At 49.0% G+C, this 18913-nt stretch carries 15 protein-coding genes and 1 pseudogene; 14 read left to right on the top strand and 2 right to left on the bottom strand.

The features are described from left to right. Positions 1 to 186: 186 nt before the first annotated feature. On the bottom strand, positions 187 to 1302 hold the full coding sequence (fic, locus tag STSP2_RS07070; RefSeq protein WP_146661192.1) for a protein adenylyltransferase Fic: 1116 nt from the start codon (positions 1300 to 1302) through the stop codon (positions 187 to 189). A 466-nt stretch (positions 1303 to 1768) separates the two neighbouring features. Between fic and STSP2_RS07075 the strand changes: the two genes are divergently transcribed. Together STSP2_RS07075 and STSP2_RS07080 are read left to right on the top strand one after the other, a co-directional pair. After that, entirely contained in the window at positions 1769 to 2686 is a 918-nt protein-coding gene (locus tag STSP2_RS07075; RefSeq protein WP_146661194.1) for a MarR family transcriptional regulator, read from the top strand. Beyond that, positions 2683 to 4503 carry an AAA family ATPase gene (locus STSP2_RS07080; protein WP_146661196.1) on the top strand — a complete coding sequence of 607 codons (1821 nt, stop codon included), beginning with the start codon at positions 2683 to 2685 and terminating at the stop codon, positions 4501 to 4503. The genes STSP2_RS07075 and STSP2_RS07080 overlap by 4 nt, the downstream gene beginning before the upstream one ends. Here the strand turns inward: STSP2_RS07080 and STSP2_RS07085 are convergent. Next, positions 4481 to 5212 (bottom strand): recombinase family protein, encoded by a 732-nt coding sequence (locus STSP2_RS07085; protein ID WP_146661198.1) that lies wholly within the window; start codon positions 5210 to 5212, stop codon positions 4481 to 4483. The two genes, STSP2_RS07080 and STSP2_RS07085, sit on opposite strands and share 23 nt — an antisense overlap. A 612-nt stretch (positions 5213 to 5824) precedes the next feature. Here STSP2_RS07085 and STSP2_RS07090 point away from each other — a divergent pair. The 12 genes and pseudogenes from STSP2_RS07090 to STSP2_RS07140 all read left to right on the top strand — a co-directional run bounded on the left by STSP2_RS07090 (position 5825) and on the right by STSP2_RS07140 (position 18895). Then, positions 5825 to 6103: a helix-turn-helix transcriptional regulator gene (locus STSP2_RS07090; protein ID WP_146661200.1), complete on the top strand. Its 279-nt coding sequence runs from the start codon at positions 5825 to 5827 to the stop codon at positions 6101 to 6103. Between the two features lie 245 nt (positions 6104 to 6348). Further along, positions 6349 to 6969, top strand: coding sequence for a PEP-CTERM sorting domain-containing protein (locus STSP2_RS07095; protein ID WP_146661202.1), 621 nt, complete (start codon positions 6349 to 6351; stop codon positions 6967 to 6969). 192 nt (positions 6970 to 7161) lie between these two features. Continuing rightward, positions 7162 to 7509: pseudogene (locus STSP2_RS18065) on the top strand (response regulator); the annotation flags it as partial. A gap of 15 nt (positions 7510 to 7524) precedes the next feature. Further along, positions 7525 to 7794 carry a LuxR C-terminal-related transcriptional regulator gene (locus STSP2_RS17665; protein ID WP_236782739.1) on the top strand — a complete coding sequence of 90 codons (270 nt, stop codon included), beginning with the start codon at positions 7525 to 7527 and terminating at the stop codon, positions 7792 to 7794. A gap of 125 nt (positions 7795 to 7919) precedes the next feature. Then, entirely contained in the window at positions 7920 to 8516 is a 597-nt protein-coding gene (locus tag STSP2_RS07105; protein ID WP_146661206.1) for a response regulator transcription factor, read from the top strand. Positions 8517 to 8835: 319 nt separating this feature from the next. Further along, on the top strand, positions 8836 to 9654 hold the full coding sequence (locus STSP2_RS07110) for a PEP-CTERM sorting domain-containing protein (RefSeq protein ID WP_146661208.1): 819 nt from the start codon (positions 8836 to 8838) through the stop codon (positions 9652 to 9654). Positions 9655 to 9800: 146 nt separating this feature from the next. Beyond that, the gene (locus tag STSP2_RS07115) at positions 9801 to 11003 is read left to right on the top strand and encodes a dockerin type I domain-containing protein (RefSeq protein WP_146661210.1); all 1203 of its coding nucleotides are present in this window, start codon (positions 9801 to 9803) and stop codon (positions 11001 to 11003) included. Positions 11004 to 11039: 36 nt separating this feature from the next. Next, positions 11040 to 11369, top strand: coding sequence for a hypothetical protein (locus STSP2_RS07120; protein WP_169853054.1), 330 nt, complete (start codon positions 11040 to 11042; stop codon positions 11367 to 11369). 275 nt (positions 11370 to 11644) lie between these two features. Beyond that, positions 11645 to 13045 carry a polysaccharide biosynthesis/export family protein gene (locus STSP2_RS07125; protein ID WP_169853055.1) on the top strand — a complete coding sequence of 467 codons (1401 nt, stop codon included), beginning with the start codon at positions 11645 to 11647 and terminating at the stop codon, positions 13043 to 13045. Between the two features lie 254 nt (positions 13046 to 13299). Continuing rightward, positions 13300 to 15477, top strand: a complete 2178-nt coding sequence (locus tag STSP2_RS07130) for a GumC family protein (RefSeq protein ID WP_146661216.1) — start codon at positions 13300 to 13302, stop codon at positions 15475 to 15477. Positions 15478 to 15504: 27 nt separating this feature from the next. Next, on the top strand, positions 15505 to 16308 hold the full coding sequence (locus STSP2_RS07135; protein ID WP_146661218.1) for a tyrosine-protein phosphatase: 804 nt from the start codon (positions 15505 to 15507) through the stop codon (positions 16306 to 16308). A 106-nt stretch (positions 16309 to 16414) separates the two neighbouring features. Then, entirely contained in the window at positions 16415 to 18895 is a 2481-nt protein-coding gene (locus STSP2_RS07140) for an O-antigen ligase family protein (protein ID WP_169853057.1), read from the top strand. Positions 18896 to 18913: the final 18 nt, after the last annotated feature.

Consider the following 18913-nt stretch of genomic DNA (forward strand, 5'->3'; position numbering starts at 1 on the left):
CTGCATACCACCATCACAAATTCCTGTGACCGAGACCAGATTAGCCGTAACTCGCTGAAACTGCAAGTTTTTATCGGGCCAGATCACAACCACTTTAACTATCCCGATTCTATACGGCACGAAAAAAACTGTCCTTGTTTTTCTGGAATTTTCATTTTTTCCGCATTTTTTGCAGGCAATTCTTACCTAGGAATTGTTTGTGTACGGTTCGAATGTATTCTCATCCTGAGTGAGAAGGGCGAGAAACTTGGTATGAACGTAGACCTTCTCCCTGCCGACTTGATTTTCTTCTAAAAGGCCTATTTCCGTCAAGCGTTTCAGGTAGACGGATGCTGTTTGTCTTGCGGCAATACCCTTTTCGATTAGATTTGGAATTCGGCAGTACGGCTGTTCAAAAACAGTTTCTACCAATTCTCGCGAGTAAGTGCGGGGCAACTTCTGCTTTACATAGTCACAGGTATGTTCAATCAGCTGCTGAGCGGCTTTGATTTTCCGTGTTGTCCATTTTGATGTTTCCTCGATCCCCTGAAGTACATAGATGATCCAGCCGTGCCAGTTGCCATTCTCGGTGACGTCTCGCAAGAGAGAGTAATACTGAGTTTTCGTTCTGATGAAATGCCGGCTGAGATAGAGTATTGGGGTTTTCAGAAGTTGTTCCTGTACTAGCAGTAAAGCATTGAGAATTCTGCCTGTTCTTCCGTTACCGTCAGTAAAAGGGTGAATTGCCTCAAACTGGTAATGCATCACTGCCATGCGGATCAGCGGATCAAGGCTGGTTTCTTCGTTGATAAACCTCTCCCAATTGGTGAGCTTTTCACGGATGATCTGTTCGCCGGCAGGAGGTGTGTAGATGATCTGGCCTGTAGAAGGATTGGAAAGGGTTGTGCCGGGGACTTTTCGGATGTCTACCGCTGTATCTCTTATTGTGCTGCATATCTCAACTGCGATAGATGTGCACAACGGTTTTTTTTCGATAGCCTTACAGCCCTGATACAGGGCCTGACGGTATCTCAGGGCCTCTCTGGTGGCGGAATCGGCTGATTGCTTGCTGCCGGAAGCTAGCTGGAAAAGTTTATCTGTTGTTGTCACAATGTTTTCAATTTCAGAACTGAGCTGGGCTTCCAGTAACGGAATGGTGTGAATGAGAACTGACTTGTTTGGAAGAAGCTCACCTGCTTGCTCCAGAGCGGCTAATTCACTTCTGGCTAAAATGCACTGTTTTAGAATTGTCTTGCTCTCAATGTCCGCTTTGGGCGGGAGTAATGGCAAATCGTTGTAGGGTTGTGATCGCTTGAAGGCCATATTTGTATCCTTGAAATATGTCGAAAAAACCTGAATTCATAAACATATCGACCTGAATATGTTTACATCATAAACATAAATGCCAAACATGTCGATGTTTTTCGGTTTTTTAAACACGTCCATTTTGCCAAACATGGGTGAGAACAAGGTCAAATTCAGTTGAATACGGCAGATTTTGCATGCTGATAAATTTTGCAAAAATTTTTTTTGGGGCGATGCCGGGGTTGTCACGAAAATTTTTTCGGTCCTGGTTTGTTACATGTTGTTACCCTTTTGCCTTAGTTGGCTCAGCGAGATTAGCTGATCCAACCGCTGGTCGGCTGTGACCGGAAAAATGGTGTTGCAGCTTCTTTTCGTGCCATTAATAATCTGCCTGCGACGTGCCAATCAGGGCGTTTTGAGGAACGCTCAGTTGAATTGGCGAAAAGCGGTTATGTTTGGTTATTGCGAATAAAGGCAGGTGCGAATGGGCAAGCTGGACCACATACGGATCCCACGGGAAGTTCTTAAATTTGGGCTCAAGGGCAGTCATGAAATCTGCATCATGGGTCTGATCTACAGCTTTGGACGAAATGGGCTGATGCTGACGGATATGCAGTTGGCCAATTTTCTGCATACCAGCAGCCGGACGGTGGAAAGGGCGCTGAAGAAACTCAGGGACAGAGGTTTTGTCGTGAGCAAGAGAGCCGCGGGCTGCCGTCGGCGTCTTGTAGTGGGTCCTGCGGTTGAGTCGGTTCACAATGCAGGCAGTGCCCCGGACGCTCTTGGGCAATCTGGTTCTGATATGGACCCAGGTGTAACCGACCCGAGGTCGGGAGGGTGGCCGGTTTCAAGTCCCGACATATTGTCGGTCAATACCGACGTGACCGCGGGTTTTAATCCGACGTCAATGGGGGACGAAACCGACGTGACTGCCGGACAAAAGGAAAGTAATAAAATGAAAGTAGAGGAAGAGTCTTCTGCGGGGAGAAACTCGCATAACAGGGCCTTTGTGGATTATTGGAACGCGAAAGAGAACCTGCCTGTTATCAGGGCGTTTTCGGACCAGAGGCAAAACAGGCTGAAAGTGCGGATGTCGGAAAGGGTGTTTGCCGACAACTGGCGAGAAGCGATCGATAAGCTTTCTGCGTCTTCGTTTGCCACAGGTCACAATGATCGTGCCTGGCGGGCTGATGTGGACTGGCTGCTCAAGAACTCGACCAACTACATCAAGGTGTTGGAGGGCAAATATGACGATCGTGACTTACCTGGGCCTGTTAAGGGAGCTGGTGATACAAAGCAGGAGTTCACGCCTGAGATGGAAGAAGCGTTCCTGGCTGAAAACACACGAACAATAACCGACAGCGAAGCCAAAAAGCTCTTTGAGGAGATCGGATTAGCATGAGCTTAGTACGGCAGATGAAAAATCAAAAGGAGCGACTGGTCGAAGAATTGACCAGGGCCGGTGCAACGTGCAAGGGCAATACGGTTACATGTTTTTGCGGCGATACGCATCCCAGCGGCGGCATCTATCAGAACGAAAATGGATGGCGGTACAAATGCCACAGGTGCGGATTCAGCGGCGATGTATTTGATGTGCAGGCAAAACGAGAAGGTCGCCGGCCGAGCGAAGTCTTGCGGGAATTCAGTAAAAGGCGAGATGGCCGTCCTGAGGTTCGCTCAGGGCTTGGAAAGGACAGAGAGGACTCTGGGTCAGGCTGGGGCGAGAAATCGCCTACAGCGGTCGCAGATCGTCCGAGAAGGGGCAATTGCAGAGTGTTCGGTTCACTCGATGACCTCGAAACAAGCCTTCCTGGTGAAATAGTGAGCAAACACAGATATGCCGATGAGAAGGGCAGGCCTTTTCATTGTGTCTACCGGCTGCAGCTTCCGGACGGCAGCAAGACCTATCGGCCGGCACATTATCACAACGGCAGCTACATTCTCAAGGCACCGCCAAAGCTTTGGAAGCTGTACAATCTGCCTATCGTAGTGGAGTCCGAAGGCCTGATCATGGTAGAGGGTGAGAAAGCGGCCGATGCGCTGATCGAATGCGGATTCAAGGCAACGACCACGCCGGGTGGATCGGGTAAAGCAGCGTACACGGATTTGACGCCGCTCGCGGGCAAAAGCGTGGTTCTCTGGCCCGACAATGACCAGGCAGGCAGAGAGCACATGGACCAGGTAAAGGACATGCTGCTGGAGATGGATCCGCCTGCGGAACTGGACATCATCGAGCCTGCGGACATTTTGCTTGAAGAGAAGCAGGATGCGGCAGACTTTGTTGAGCGTGTTCGAGAACTCGAAACTGACATGACCACGGAAATAATTAATGCGCTCAATGAGAGCAAGCCTGTCGGTCCCGCGGACGGTCTGGCACAGCGTATCGAGGCGATGATAGCGGGAGAGTACAAGGCGATCGATCTGCCCTGGGGCGCGACGTCGAAGCTGACGAAGGCACTTTTACCCGGTACGGTTACGTTGTTGTGCGGCAGTCCTGGTGCTTCGAAAAGCTTTATGCTGCTGCAGGCGGTGGCATTCTGGCTGGACTGCGGAGTGAAGGCGTGCGTGTACGAACTTGAGGAGGATCGTGAGTTTCATCTCATGCGGGCGCTGGCACAGCGGTCCGGGTTGGCGAGTATCACCGATCCTGACTGGGTGAAAAATAATCCGGACACAGCGAGAAATGCCTGTTTGGAGCATTACAAGTTTTTGTCCAAACTGGCCCGAGCGATGCAAGCGGCCCCAGATAAGCAGCCGACATATGAGCATGTGGTGCAGTGGGCCAGAGAAAAAGCCGAAGCAGGCAATCGGATCATATGCATCGATCCGATTACCGCTGTTGCCCAGGATCCCAGGCCATGGGCTAAGGACAGCGAATTTCTTGAGCAGATCAAGACGATAGCAACGGCATACGGTTGTTCGTTTGTACTGGTGACGCATCCCAGCAAGGAAATATTGCAGTCGCCGAATATGAATAAGCTGGCTGGTGGGGCGGCTTATTCGCGGTTTTCGCAGACGGTTCTCTGGCTGGAGAATCATCCTGCCAAAGACAGCATGGTCAGAACGAGTGTGGGCCGAATAGAAGAGGGACACAACCGAACGCTGCACATAATCAAAGCGCGAAACAGCAGAGGGCAGGGGCTTTCGGTGGCTTGCGAGTTCAATGCGGAATCTCTAACACTGGATGAAGCGGGGCTTATAGTTGGCGAGAAAGATTAGAAGCGGATGCATCTACCCGCTGGAGTATCCGCTGTAACTTTGTGTGATGCCAACTCGAGTTGCGACATCTGATGCCTTCGCTTTCGAGTTGGCGGCATATAGCTCGAAGCGGCAGTCCCGATTCGCGCAAGATGATAATACGCTGGATTACCTTTTGTTCAGCTTGGCTTGGGATCAGGCGGTCAGGATCAGCGGGATCGATCGCAAAGCCGTACGGCGGGTGTTTGCTCATGCGTTTGCCGTTGGCCTGATGACGCAGCATTGCGGCCTTGGTGCGGGCTGCTGTAACCTTGCGTTCATATTCGGCAAGTGTTTGGAGGATCTTGCGGACGAGCCAGTCCTCGTCGCTGTCTGCCCAGGTGCCTTCGCCCGATATGCTGACGATAGAAGCGCCTTTCTTTTTGACCGTGCGTTCGACGATGTCGGAGAGATAGACGCTGCGGGCCAGCCGGTCCAGTCGATAGACTACAAGGCATTGACCGCGTTTGAGAGCATTCATTGCCGCCCACAATCCTGGACGATCTTCATCTGAGCCGGAGAAAGCCTTGTCGCTGAACCTGGCGACGATCTCGATTTGGTTCTTGCTGCAGTAATCCTCACAAAGCTCGAATTGTGTTTCGATCGATTCGCACTGGTCGGCATTGCGCCGCGGTGAGAAGCGTGCGTAGAGAATTGCTTTTCGGCCTGGTTGGTGAGTTTGCCTGATCATGGCTATAAGTGTAACAGAACGGGCTCAGAGGGGCAATAAGCAAATGCCAGTGAGAGATATGTTTTGGTGGACGATACCATGAATATGTCTTGAGATAACTCAGGTCGGCGGACCTCCTGCGCGCACGCGCGAGGCAAGTTGTAAATGAAGATCTTTTTGGGCTGCGTGTTTGGGCATGTTTGGACTGATAACGCTGAGACGCGATGCACCTTAGTTTCAGCATTGTCATGAATTGATGCCGTTTGGCACAATGCGTGCCCATCGTGCCGGTCGGCGGCATTGATTTATCGCTAGGGGTCGGGCGATGAGGGGCAATTTGCATGTGTCATTTGTTATCAGTGTGAAGTGACAGAGCAGCTGCTTGCGGATGAAGAACAGATCAGATGAATTGAAAAAAGTTTGTGGGACTCCTGCCTGCTCATATCCGAACCACACCCCCGCCCCCGTCTTCGACGGGACTCCTACTTAGCCCGAAAACCGCGAGAGCAATTTTTGAAAAACTTATGCGGCTAAGACCATGTTGAGTGCGTATGTGTTGACTGAAATTTTCGTGCCGTTGAGAATAGTGGAAAGGTAAGGAAAAATGTGAACTCTAATTGACAGGGCAATGCAATGAATTCACCGAAAAACATGATCATGGAAGCAAGTCGAAACTGCCAGAACAAACGAGAGGGTGAGGCGGAGCCGCAAATTCGTTTGATAACCGCCGAACAGTTCGGGCATATTCTGGGTCTTAGCAAAAGGCAGATATTCCGTCTGAACGCAACCGGCAGGGTGCCCAAACCGCTGAAGATCGGCGGGGCGGTTCGCTGGAACAAAGGCGAGATACATGCCTGGCTGCAGAAAGGGGCGCCGGATAGACTGACCTGGGAAGCGATACAGAGTAAATAATTGTCTCTTCTTTTTTCACTCTGATAGCTTGTAGGGAAATTGATGAAATCTGAAAAAGGAAGATGTGGATTATTAAGCGTAGTTGTGCGGTATTCAGCCCCAGTCATGCTTTCTTCCTCTGAGCAAACCGTATCCGTACAAATACGGGAATTGTGGATTGTGCCGTGATTGTTTTTGATTGGCATGGCCGAATTCTGTATGATGCAGGTGCAAAGATTACATATAGATTTGGAGAGGGCTTGATTATGACTAGGTTAGCTTTGGTTTCTCTTGTGGCTTGTTTGATGGCGGTGTGTGCACCGAGTCATGCCGGTTTGATTAACATTGACGCAGACGGTTTTGCAGACGGTGTGGATATTTCAAACGCCTTTGCAGGTGCTACCTTATCTGCCGTGGGATCCTATTCCGGTCTTGACGGCAAGGTTTATGCTGCCGAGGATTCCCTGGCGAGCACTGGTGACATGGTGTTTGCCAACAATCTGGCGTTTGGTGCGGAATGGTCGACAGATTCCGATCTGGGTTTTGCTCTCCGCGTTGATTTCGACCAGATGGCAGACTATGTCGCGATCGACTTTATCGGTGACGATCAGGCAGATTCGGCTATCGTCAAGGCCTATAACGGCCAGGGGCAGCTAATTGCTGCGGGTCTGTCTTACCTGCTCGACAACGGTGAAGTTGCTAAGGCACAAATCAACCGTCCCAATTATGACATCGCCTATATCGTGGCAGGCGGATTGACAATTGACGGTGACGCAGCAACTGTTCATCTGGACAATATCGAGGCCAATGTTGTGCCTGAGCCAGCCACACTGGCGTTGTTAGGAGTTGGTGGCCTTACCTTGCTTCGCAAGAGGCGAAATGCGTAGACTCTCGAAATTTTCCTGATAAACACCAGAGTTTAACTAAAAAGTCAAAATCTTTTTCAAGCATTAGTATTTGTTGGCCGATCCAAGAACTCACATCTACCGTGCCTTAATTAAAGGCCGGTAGGTATGAGATAAGTATTTGTAGCAAGGGATGGATGGCATATCTGTATTACTCGAAAAAGGATATGCCTGATGAACAATTCAAAATGCGGATCTAAGACAGTCTTTCTTGTTCATCATGAGGACTGCGTTCGTGAATATCTGTATAACGAAATCCAGAAGCGAGGGTTTCGTTGTGTCGCCTTTGATTCACCAGATAAATGCATCCAGAGGTTAAGCGACTTTGAACCGCCAGTACTCGTTGCTCCTCTCAAAATACCTAACAGTGATGGTTTGCACTTGTTAGAGCAAATCAAGCAACATTCACCATGCGTCAACTTAATCTTCTTTACCAGATATGCTACCATTGCACGAGCGGTAAAGGCAGTTAGGCAAGGCGCTTTCAGCCTGGTTGATCATAATTGCCATCATTCGAGATTGTTTGAAGAGATAGAGATGGCAATTGAACATGGCGACCGCATCAATATGAATCTCGGGCTGACTCCAGCGGAGACGAAGATTTTCGAGCTGATACTTGAAGGTTACAGTAACAAAGAAATAGCGAAGATGCTGCATCGCTCGGTTCGTACCATTGAGGATCACAGGGCCAGGATAATGAAAAAAGCCGGAGCTGAAAATGTTGTCGAATTGGTCAAGAAGGCGTTCAGCCTGGGATTAATATCCAATAGTGCCGGCCATTATGAAGTGAGTGCGGAGTGCGGTTAAAGTCATATCAGTGGAGAGTGTGATACGGATTGGTATGAAATTTGACAACAAATTCCATATCAATTTTTCTGTTCCAGTAATATCCACGATTGATTTAGAAAGCTCAGGCAAGTATCACTTCCGCTATGGAAAATATAAAGGAAAACGGCAACCACCCTGTATGTGTGATCCATCCTGAGAAGTCGTTTCGGGAGATTATAAAACAGCACATTTGTGAAAAAGGCTTTGAATGCCACTGTTATGGGGGGAATGATGGATTTTTTCAGGACTTTGATGGAGATCAGGCTGGTGTATTGATAACGCCTGCACAAACCCGGGATGGTTTTGATAATGAAATTAAGCAGATAAAGCAGACTTGTCCGGGATTCCAGGTGATCGCTCTGGCAGATAATGCCTCCGTCGAAGAAGCGGTTGAACTGATGAGGAAAGGTGCGTTTGGTGTGGTCGAACCAAGCAAATTTGATCAGCAGCTGTTTAAAGAGCTTGAAAATGCTTTTGAGCAGATAGGCTGTTATTCAAAGCTGGCAGACCTTACGCCAACAGAGAAGGTGGTACTTGGGCATCTCCTTGAAGGTATGGGCAATAAACAAATAGCCAGGAAAATGCATCGATCGGTACGTACGATAGAGGACCATCGGGCTAACATCATGAAAAAGATGGAAGCTGCCAATGTCGTCGATCTAGTTAAAAAGGCCCTGGCATTTGGATATTGTGATTTGTAGTTGATGCATCTCCCGCCATCAGTTGTTGGATACGGGAATAAAGTTCAAAACATTAGCTCTGTGTCAAATTGGCTCTATGAGTATTTTTTAGTCAAACCATGCAACTTGACTTGATTTTGTAAGTCCATCACCCCCCCCCCCCTTTCTTGTTAATAGCTACTACTATTCAAGAATCATTCCTATTGTTTAAGGTTGTTTTGACCGGATTTACCGTATTCACCACGATTGAATTGAGAAGGTGAAATCCTGTAGAGTGTAACAACCGATTCGCGTTGTTTCGGAGGGTTGCAGATTTGTATTTAGTAGTAAGGAGTTGGCGATGAAAGTATCAAAGTTTGTTTTCATCTGTGTGGTCGCATTGATTTGCAGTTGTCAGGCATTTGCAAATTACCATGTGAAGTATGATTTTAATAATCAATGGACCGGTGATTATGCTCCGGGGTGGGAAAATACAGATTTCGCAGGAGGCGAAGATCCCACCGGCGTTATGATGCAGTTTGCCTATGCGGGACTGCAGGGCAGCGGTGCGGTGAGGATTATCGCCACGGATACACCTGACGACAGTTACTGGTGGGCCGATGTAAATCCGACTAATGTGGATGAAGCGGCCATGGCCAAACAGTACAATCCGTGGGTCAGTGCGTGGTACTGGGACGAAGGCTACAACAGTGAATCAGGTAATACAGAGGGCCTGCACAGAGGCGGACAGATTTTTGCTGTGCCGGATACGCAGGCAGGTTCTGGCGATTGGAGTGACACTCAGCTGGGTGCCGGGATTAACAGCGGCGACCAGTACTATTATGCATATGCTGATAACGGCGGTACCACCGTTGCAGGTACAGATACAGTTCGCTCAGAGGGCTGGCATCAGCTGAAACTTCAGCTGTCCAGTGATGACGGCAAGATACATTACTATATCGACGGCCAGGAGGTTGGAGCCACGGTCAGGGATGATTATGATAACTTGCTCGGATTTGGACTCTCTACAGTGTTCACAAATCCGCTCAGCGAGTGGTCATATAATTATCCGTGGTCAGTTTGGGATGATTTTGAGTATGGATCGTCTATTCCAGAGCCGACAACTATTGCTTTGCTTGGTTTTGGTTCTGCAATCTTCATCAGAAGAAGGCGCGCGTAGTAGCCAAATCTTCTTCCACGGCTGTAGTCCTTTCTACCCTCCTTGAAAGGATTACAGCTTGCTTTTGTCGGTTTGATGTTCTGCCGTTGAGCTCTCTGTATTCGGACTTGTAAAACCGAAATCGAGACTTAACTGCGAGGAGAAAAATGAACTCAACAAGCACAAAAACGACAGTCGTGCTGCTGGTTATGGCGGTGTTAGCCGGATCTGTCATCGCAGGTGCGCAGAACACCGGCCAGGCAATGGAGGCGATGGCCAATCGGTTGGTCGACAACCAGAACGTTGACGGATTCTGGAATGCCGAGCCATACCACACGGGAAGCATTGTCCCGGGTCTGGTGGCCGGTTATGAGTATGCATGTGATCAGTCATATCTAGATGCGGCAGGGATGGCTTGTGAGTTTATTATCTGGGAGGCACAGGGCAACTATTTCGGCGATGAGGCTTACGCGTTAGTCCAATACGGTGATGTTGCCGATGAGCCTTACTATCTGACTGAGGTATATGATTTTTATCAGTGGGTCGATGAGGTTTTGCTGGGCAGCACCGAGCAATACATTGCCGATTTTGAAAATGGCACCGAGCCTAGCAGTGCTGTTTTTTATGTGGCGCACCATACGGTTGCTGCTTACGCGGTAGATTCGCCGGCCAAGTATAAATGGAGGCAAGGGTTAAGGCATCATTTGGCAAGGGTCGATGACACATCGTCGTTCCCTCTGATGGGGATGGCGGTTGCGGCGTGGGCGTTTGCCCAGACAGATGCCGGGCTTGATTCTACGCCTGTTACTCCAGCGGGTGAGACGCCGGCAAGCGACTACTGGGATGGTGTTACCCTGGCTGATCTGCCCGGTAAGGTTGCCGATCTTCAGGTCCAAAGGGCGCAGAATGATGGCACCTTTTTTGAAAAGCTGTTGCCTGAGGAAAACGGATTTGAATCCGGATACAGCGAAGACACGATTTATGCCGTCCTGGCTTTACAGCAGGCAAAGGAGGCCGGGATCGAGGTTAACTACAGCGTAGCCGATGCCCGTGAAAAGATGCTCGGCGGTATAGAGATGGTAACCAACGGCAGTAGGTTGCTCGGCAAGGTGTATGGTCATTTGACTGATCCGGATCCGACCGACACTTATCATTTTTATGCAGGAAAAATGCTGTCTGCATTGGATGCGGCCTCGATACCGACCGATCTCAATGGCGACGATGTGATCGATATTAAGGATTTGGAGATACTGGCGGCAAACTGGCTGTCTGATTCTGGCTGTCAGTGTGAGCGAGTAGATATTAATGATGACGGCGTAGTTAATTATCCAGACTTCGCTGAAATAGTGAAAAACAAATCAGAGAAATAATTAGTTTCAATAAATTGGAGCTAGGGAGAAAAGTTTATGTTGATTAGTTTGATGAAATCAAAGCGTTTTGTTGTATTTGGTGTGGCTGTTCTAGCAGCTGTGGTGGTTTTTGCTGCGAATACTTCTGCAGCACCGGAAGACCAGACGGATGGCTTTCTGGATCCGTTCAGCTTGACTGTCAGCAGTTACAGCACAGACTCTGATGCTCAGAGTTTCGATCCAACCGTGTCATCTGCGATGTTCGAAGGTTTCACAGATGTTTCGGGATCTGTTGATTCGACAGAAGCGACAGTGGTCGAGATAAGCATGCCTCGTCCGCCGATCGTACCGTATCGTCCACGGCCGAGAAGCCCGATACGCTTCTAAAATGACCGGACAAGTACGGGAAAAGGATGTAATAAACCAATAAATGGTAAGGTTGCATTTGCATTGACCGAAAAAAAGTTTGTAGTATTTGGACAAACTGCAAACGAGTATCCAGCCTGATAGGTTAAGAATATGGCAGGGGATGGCCGTATTGCTGGAGACAGGAGAGTAAATTGAACCTCAGTTGTTACAAAAAAATCAAGACGCTTTGTTTGTGCGTGTTTACTGGATTTTTTGCGGTCCTGATTTCTGGCTGTGCTGAATCGGACAGCAAAATGCTTTCGACTCCAGAGCAGCTCGAAATGTTTCACGCCGCAGGGCCCATAAAGACCGAGATCGATGTCGAACAGCTGATGCAGGCAAAGGTCAGTCTTGATGAGTATCGGCTTGTGCAGGGCGATATGCTTGAATTTCAGATGCCTGCGGTTCTTGCAAAGACTGATGTTCAGATAGAATCAGAGCAGTTCTTCATCCACCGCACGCGTGTCGCGAGTGATGGAACAATCCAAATACCTGTGATAGGGCAGGTGCATGCAGCTGGTAAAACGCTGGTTGAGCTTGAGAAGACAGTTACCGATGCGTTTTATCCCAGGTATGCCAGGAACAAACCCGCGATCGTTGCTAACATCTCTCAGTACCAGAAGGCCAAGGTCTCTATAACCGGTGCCGTGGAAAATCCTGGTGTGTACAGCCTGAGAAGCGATCAGATGTCACTGGTCTCGCTTATCATGGAAGCAGGGGGTGTTGTAGAAGATGGGGCGGCGGTAATAAAGATATTCAATCCAGGCGCTCGGACAGCTAAGGTTGGTGGTCCGGAAGGGATCGTGATAACTGCTGCCCAGATGCCGGATAGTAAGCAGGTTCAGTTCTCGTTTGTCTCACAGGCAGGCGGCAGCAAGGGGGTTTTGAAACTCAAACGTGGTGGGGAGCTGATTTTCTCAGATCTATTAGATGTTGCTAAGGCTGAGGACCGCGAAGGATTTATTGGTGAGGTTACTTCGCAGTTCAATGACATTCCCAAGAGTTTTGTAAGTAAGCGGCTAAATGCATTAGCTCAGGCTGTTGCCCCTGATTCAGTTGATACAGAAGAAGCAAATCCAAAGCATGCAGCTGTAAAAGAGGATACTTTGCCAACGGCTGCCAAACCAATCGAGGAAGAGCCTGAAAAGACGAAAAAAGACCATAATACCAAAACGCAGGATACGGCCGGCAAGGTCAGAAAGCTGACCCTTCCGGTTAAAGGGCTAAATGTGCCCTTTAGTGATGTCGCATTGCAGGACGGTGCTTCTGTCGAGGTTGAGGCGTTAAATCCCGAGACGTTTACCGTGATTGGCCTGGTGAAGAAGGCTGGTGCGTTTCCTTATCCTGCGAACGTAAACTACAACCTTCTGCAGGCATTGGCTTTTGCAGGGGGTGTGGATCCGGTGACGGATCCTCGATATGTGAGAGTATACAGGCAGGACAACGATGGGCAGGTGGTGGATGCTACTTTCAAGCTTAATGATACACTGCCCGCAAGTGGTGCCAGTGTTTCGATAAAACCTGGCGACGTTGTCTCAGTGGAACATACGCCGCGTACAAGGCGGAATATGCTGATGGCTGAGATATTAGGCGTCAGGTTGGGTGTCGGTGCTACGTATAACATGATTGACGGTAAGGATCTCCGCAATTACTAGCACCTGAGCCTGATCAGGGAGGATGTCATTTGTAAAACGATGCAAGTTCCAGCTGTGGGGAAGGTGCGCGCAGATTGAGAACTTCTCGCTTGGTTTTGCAACGGCATGTGGTGGTCGGTTCTTTTAGACCTTAAGACCACATACGCCGAAAACTTGTTTGTGTTCAATTTAAGGTGGCATGTACACCGACGGGGACGGAGTCTATCAACACTTTCTAACCGCCTATTTCCGTCTGATACAAAGGTTTTTGTACTATGAACGAATCATTTAAAACTCCCCAGGTGAATAGCTCGCACGAAGAGGCAAACGGCGATTTTGAAGGCCGCGAGGAAGGTTTTCAAAGGAGCCTGTTTGAGGTTGCCTGGGCCAACAGGTGGCTGATACTTGCCACGACCATCTTGTCGCTTACAGCTGCTTTTATCTATCTTGCCAAGGCTACGCCCATATTTACCAGTTCTTCTCGTGTTTATGTCGAACAGTCCGGGCCAAAGATACTCGATGAAACGCAGGGTGTGATGACCCAGTCCAAGAATTACCTGTACACACAGGCCGAGTTGATGAAATCCACACCCATCATCAAAGAGGCGATCGAAGAGAATGATATGGCGTCCATGCGGACGTTTGACGAAATCGACAATCCAACAGGTTATCTTAAAAAGCAGCTGCAGGTCAGCGTTGGAAAAAAGGATGACATACTCAGCGTTTCGTTCGATTCGCCATATCCGGCAGAAGCGGCTCATGTTGTAAACGAAATTATCGATTCTTATATCACATACCACTCTCAACGGAAAAGATCCACTTCTGCTGAGGTTCTAAAGATCCTGCAGAAGGAAAAGACCAAGCGGGCAAAAGAACTCGAAGAAAACCTGCACGCAATGATGAATTTTAAGCGAGAAAATGAGGGACTCGCTTTTGAGAACAATGGAAATAATATAATACTCGATCGTCTGGCAAACCTCTCGCAGGCGGTCACCGATGCCCAGCTGGCCTTGATAGAAGCGAAAAGTGAATATGACACTGTCAAAGCAATGGTCTCCGATCCTAAAAAGGTTAAACAATTCGTCGAAGCTAAGCGGGTAAGCGGGTTGTATGTCTCATCCGGGACGGAAAATACACGTCTAAAGGCCGAGCTGGACAGGCTGGAACTTAGGTTGGCGGACTTGAAAAGGCAAGTGACAGAGGACCATCCGTCTGTAATTGCGTTAGAAGAGAAAATTGCCTCAATTGAAACAGACTTGGAAGAATCTGATCAAGAGTTCGCAAGTGCACAGCTGGCGGTAGCCCGGGAAAGGCATATGGCGGCGAAAAAGCAGCTCGATGAAGTTTCGACATTCTTCGAAGAACAAAGGGCTGCTGCGATGGATCTCAATGATCAGCTTGCTCAGTATACCATACTTGAATCTGAGTACCAGCAGAGCAAGAAGCTCAACGACATCCTCGATGAGCGGATTAAAGAGCTCAATATCACTGAGGACGTTGGTGCTCTCAATATAAGCATACTTGAGGTTGCACGGGCACCTAAGGATCCCAGCAAGCCGCAAAAGGCTCGTGTAGCGGCCATGGCCCTTGTGCTGGGATTGATGGCTGGAGGCGGTCTGGCACTTCTCAGAGACTTTATGGACAAGCGGATTCGCGGTGCCGAGGAGATTACCGCGTTGCTCGGTCTGCCTGTGCTGGGAGTTATCCCTCTTATGTCAAAACGCAAGTCCATGGCCGAAAGAGGCCGCAGGGTTGCTCTAAATCCCTCATCACCCGTTTCGGAGGCCTACCGTACGGTACGTACAGCGGTATTCTTCGGCGTACCAAAGGAATCTTGCAAGACAATCCTTGTCACATCTCCTCAGCCTGCTGAGGGTAAAAGTACACTCATCAGCAATCTTGGCATAACCATGGCCCAGGCCGGGCAGAAGACACTTATCGTTGATGCTGATTTTAGAAGACCGAAACAGCATGAGGTTTTCGAATTCGATCGAGAGCCCGGTATCTCCAATATTCTGGCCGGGGAATCGCAGATAGACTCTGTTATCAAGAATACAAGTATTGATGGATTGGATGTGCTTGCTTGCGGGCCGTCCATACCAAATGCTTCAGAACTTTTGAACAGCGATGAGTTTGGAGAGCTGCTTAGCAGCCTGAAGGCAAAGTATGACAGAATCCTGCTCGACGCACCTCCTGTAATGCCCGTCGCGGATGCACGTATCCTGGCCGCGATGTGCGATGTTACGTTGCTTGTTCTCCGTGCCGACAGCTCCACACGAAATGTTAGTGTAGCAGCCTGTGAAGCACTTGCCGGGGTTGGTGCAAGGCCTCTTGGGGTTGTCGTAACTGCACCAGGTAAAAAGATGTCCAAATACGGCTACGGCTACGGATATGGCTATGGCTACGGCTACTCATATGAAGAAGATGATAAATCGTCTGCCAAGTCCGCTTAAGTTATTCAAATATTATCATATTGCATAATGGTATCTGAGAACAAATTTATTGACATTCATTGCCACTGTCTTCCCGACCTTGATGACGGTCCCAGGAATATGGCCGAGTCCATACAGCTGTGTCAGGCCCTGGTTGAGGATGGGGTAAAGGAGGTCATTGCAACTCCTCACTGGCTGGGAAGATATGATGGTAAGTACGGTTTGTCGGAAGTGCTGACGTCCGCGGAAATACTGCAGAAAGAGCTCATCAAGCAAAATATTCCATTGGATATTCTTTTGGGAGCGGAGGTCAGAATCGATGAGCGGCTCATGACGATGATCGATGCTGGAAGGATTCCAACCCTTGGCATGAGCGGCAAGTATCTGCTGCTTGAACTGTTCAATGAGTTTGCCTTTGATATTTCGCCCATAGCTGAACAGTTGCACAAAAGAAATATCATCCCACTGATAGCACATCCGGAAAGAGTTCCTGCGATCATAAGGAATAAATCACTTCTGTACAAATGGCACATCAAGGGTGTAAGGCTGCAGGTTACAGCGGAAAGTCTGACAGGTGCCGCTGGTCCCCAGGCTCGCGATAATGCCCTGGAATATATATCAAACGGGTGGGTCGCCGCTGTTGCGTCGGATGCCCATGGACTCGCGGTGAGATGGCCAGCAATGAAAGAGGCCTACGGGATAGTGTGTGAGGCCTTTGGAGAAGAAGTAGCACAAGCTCTTTTCATTACCAATCCTGGACGAATCGCCAGCGGTGTGGATCTTTGCATCATTCCGCCATGCATATCGCCTCAAAGATCCGTTTCTGGGATGCTTAAAAAGATCTTTGGATAGAGTGCAACAATTATCTGATGTTTTCGGATGTAAACGATATTAAGCAATAGATCTGATGAACCCCAATACAGGAAAAATTAGCATTCTAGACAGCGGGATTGAGTGTTTGACATATGCACTCCTGCTGTTTATGCCTGCCGCTTTTGGCGTGGTAAACGCATGGAGCGAGCAGGTGGTAATAATCGTATCTTCTTTGATACTTATCGCTGTCCTGCTGCGAAGTGTTTTGTTCTCGGGCCGCTTTATCTGGACCTGGGCCTATGTTCCTGTTCTTGTATTTATTGGCCTTGTAGCCTTTCAGCTGGTAGATATGCCGACAGAGACTGTCGAAAAAATTTCGCCCAATACAGCAGCCATTAAGACGGACTTGCTGTCTTCGCTGCCGGATTCGGCTGACGCTCAACAGGAATCTACATCTATTTCGTTCTATAAGCATGCAACGCGTCATAATCTGATACTTGTCGTAGCGGTGTTCTCCATGTTCATAGCTGCTGTTCATCTTTTCCAGCGTGAAGAGGCGGTCAAGAGGCTCCTGATAGTCATATCATCGGTCGGCTGTTTTATGGCTTTGCTGGCGATAGGGCAGTTTATCACACGGACTGACAGTATCTATTGGGTCTTCCAAACGCCATATAAGATTGCTGATGGAGGTCCGTTTGTAAACCATAGCAACTATGCTCAATTCATGAATCTCTCGATCGGAGCTGCATTGGGTCTGCTGCTTTACAAGATACATGACAGGTTTTCCGGTCTTCGAGCCCGAGCGGCGGATGTGGCAGAACATCTAACCTCTCGTGAGTCGCGACCCCTCTGGTTTTTGGCGGGCTTTGTAATCATAGGGGTCGCCTCCATTTTCACATCTCTTTCCCGCGGCGGTATGGTAAGTATGCTGGTAGCAGCTTCGTTTACCACACTTATACTTACCAGGCGTCAGTCGATACGGGGTCGTGGATGGATTATGGCCGTGATGGCACTGGGGGCCTTTATCTGCGTTCTGTATATCGGTTTTGACGCGGTCTATGACCGTTTGGCTACTCTTCAAGATATGCATCATGCCGAAGGCGGCCGAATGGAAATCATCGAAAACATTGCCCTGGCCTGGACGAAATTCCCGATTCTCGGAACAGGTCTTGGTACGCATGAGGTAGTCTATCCCATGTTTGACAGGGCAACCATAGCATCCCTTGCTACACATGCAGAAAACGAATATGCCCAGACAGCCGAGGAAACAGGCGCGCTTGGCTTTTTGTCTTTGGTTGTTTTCGGGATTTTCGTGTGGATTGCTTACACCAAAAATATCCGAGCAGCTCAGACACCGATCCGCTCGGTAGCATATGGGCTCGGTTTCGGATTACTTGCAATATTGCTTCACAGTTTCAGTGATTTCGGTCAGCACCTTCCGGCCAATTCGATGCTGTCTGCGATCTTTTGCGGGGGGCTTATTGGCCTTGCCAAGAAAAACAGCGAACAAGAGAGTATCAGGAAATCTGCTTTGCCTCAGCGGATATGTCTCGCGGCGGCTTTGTTGGCGTTTGTTCCTTTTGCCTCATGGTCCATGTATAGGGCGAACGCAGCTCGGATAGCTGAAGCTAATTTCGAAACCGCCCTTGGAATCGAAGAGGACCTTGTTGAAGATCAGTGGCAGGGCGACAACCTTATTTATATCGATCTGATCAGCAATGCCCAGACTGCTGTAGGGTATATGCCGGATAATATCAAGTACCGTCACTGGCTCAATGTATATCGTTGGAAATCCATCGCACGAAATATAAATGCCGAAACCGGCACTTTGACCTTGCCCGCCAAAGGACTTCAATCCGTCGAAAAGATCGTAGACCAATTCTATGATCTCATCGAGATATGTCCTACCTATGGACCTTCGTGGTGCATGGCTGGCCAGCTGGAGTATAATATACTCGGCAATAGAAAGACCGGTCTCCGACTTGCTGATAAGGGTTATGAACTCGCACCGTATCACAGCACTGCCTGTTTTACGGCTGGACTGCTTGAGATACTGGAACTGGTAAAGGTAGATAACTTTGATGACAGCGGAGCCTTGGCTGACAGCAGCGGCTTGAATGGTGCCGTGGCAAAACTCAATCGCAGCGTGAAATTAAACGGCGGTATGTTCGATTCGGTGGCTCAAATATACATCAACGAGGTAAAAAGGCCCGACCTTGCGGTGGATCTTGCTGGCGATAAAGTTTGGCGGTTGACCAGAGTAGCCAACATGGTGGCTGAATCCGGTTTCGATGAAGAGAAGATCGGCACCATCCGGCAGCGGCTGGTTTTCCTACTGCAAGAGCAAGCCTCCAGCCCCGATGCACCGGCCTCGGTTTTTGCATCGCTTGGCGGTGTGTACAGAGACTCGGGTGATATTGAGCTTGCTGTGGAATACTATCGAAAGGCACTTCAGCACCAGTATGACAATGTGTACTGGCGTTTGAGACTTGCCAGGCTTTTGGCCGAGCTGAAGCAAAAATCTGAAGCTATCCATGAAGCGAGAATTGTGCTTAGATTGCGCCCAGGCTATGAGCCTGCCGAAAGGCTGATTGGTGATCTTTCTGTTGAAAGACAGTCCTACTGATCCTCCAACTATCGCAGG

It is taken from the genome of Anaerohalosphaera lusitana, assembly GCF_002007645.1.
Lineage (GTDB): Bacteria > Planctomycetota > Phycisphaerae > Sedimentisphaerales > Anaerohalosphaeraceae > Anaerohalosphaera > Anaerohalosphaera lusitana.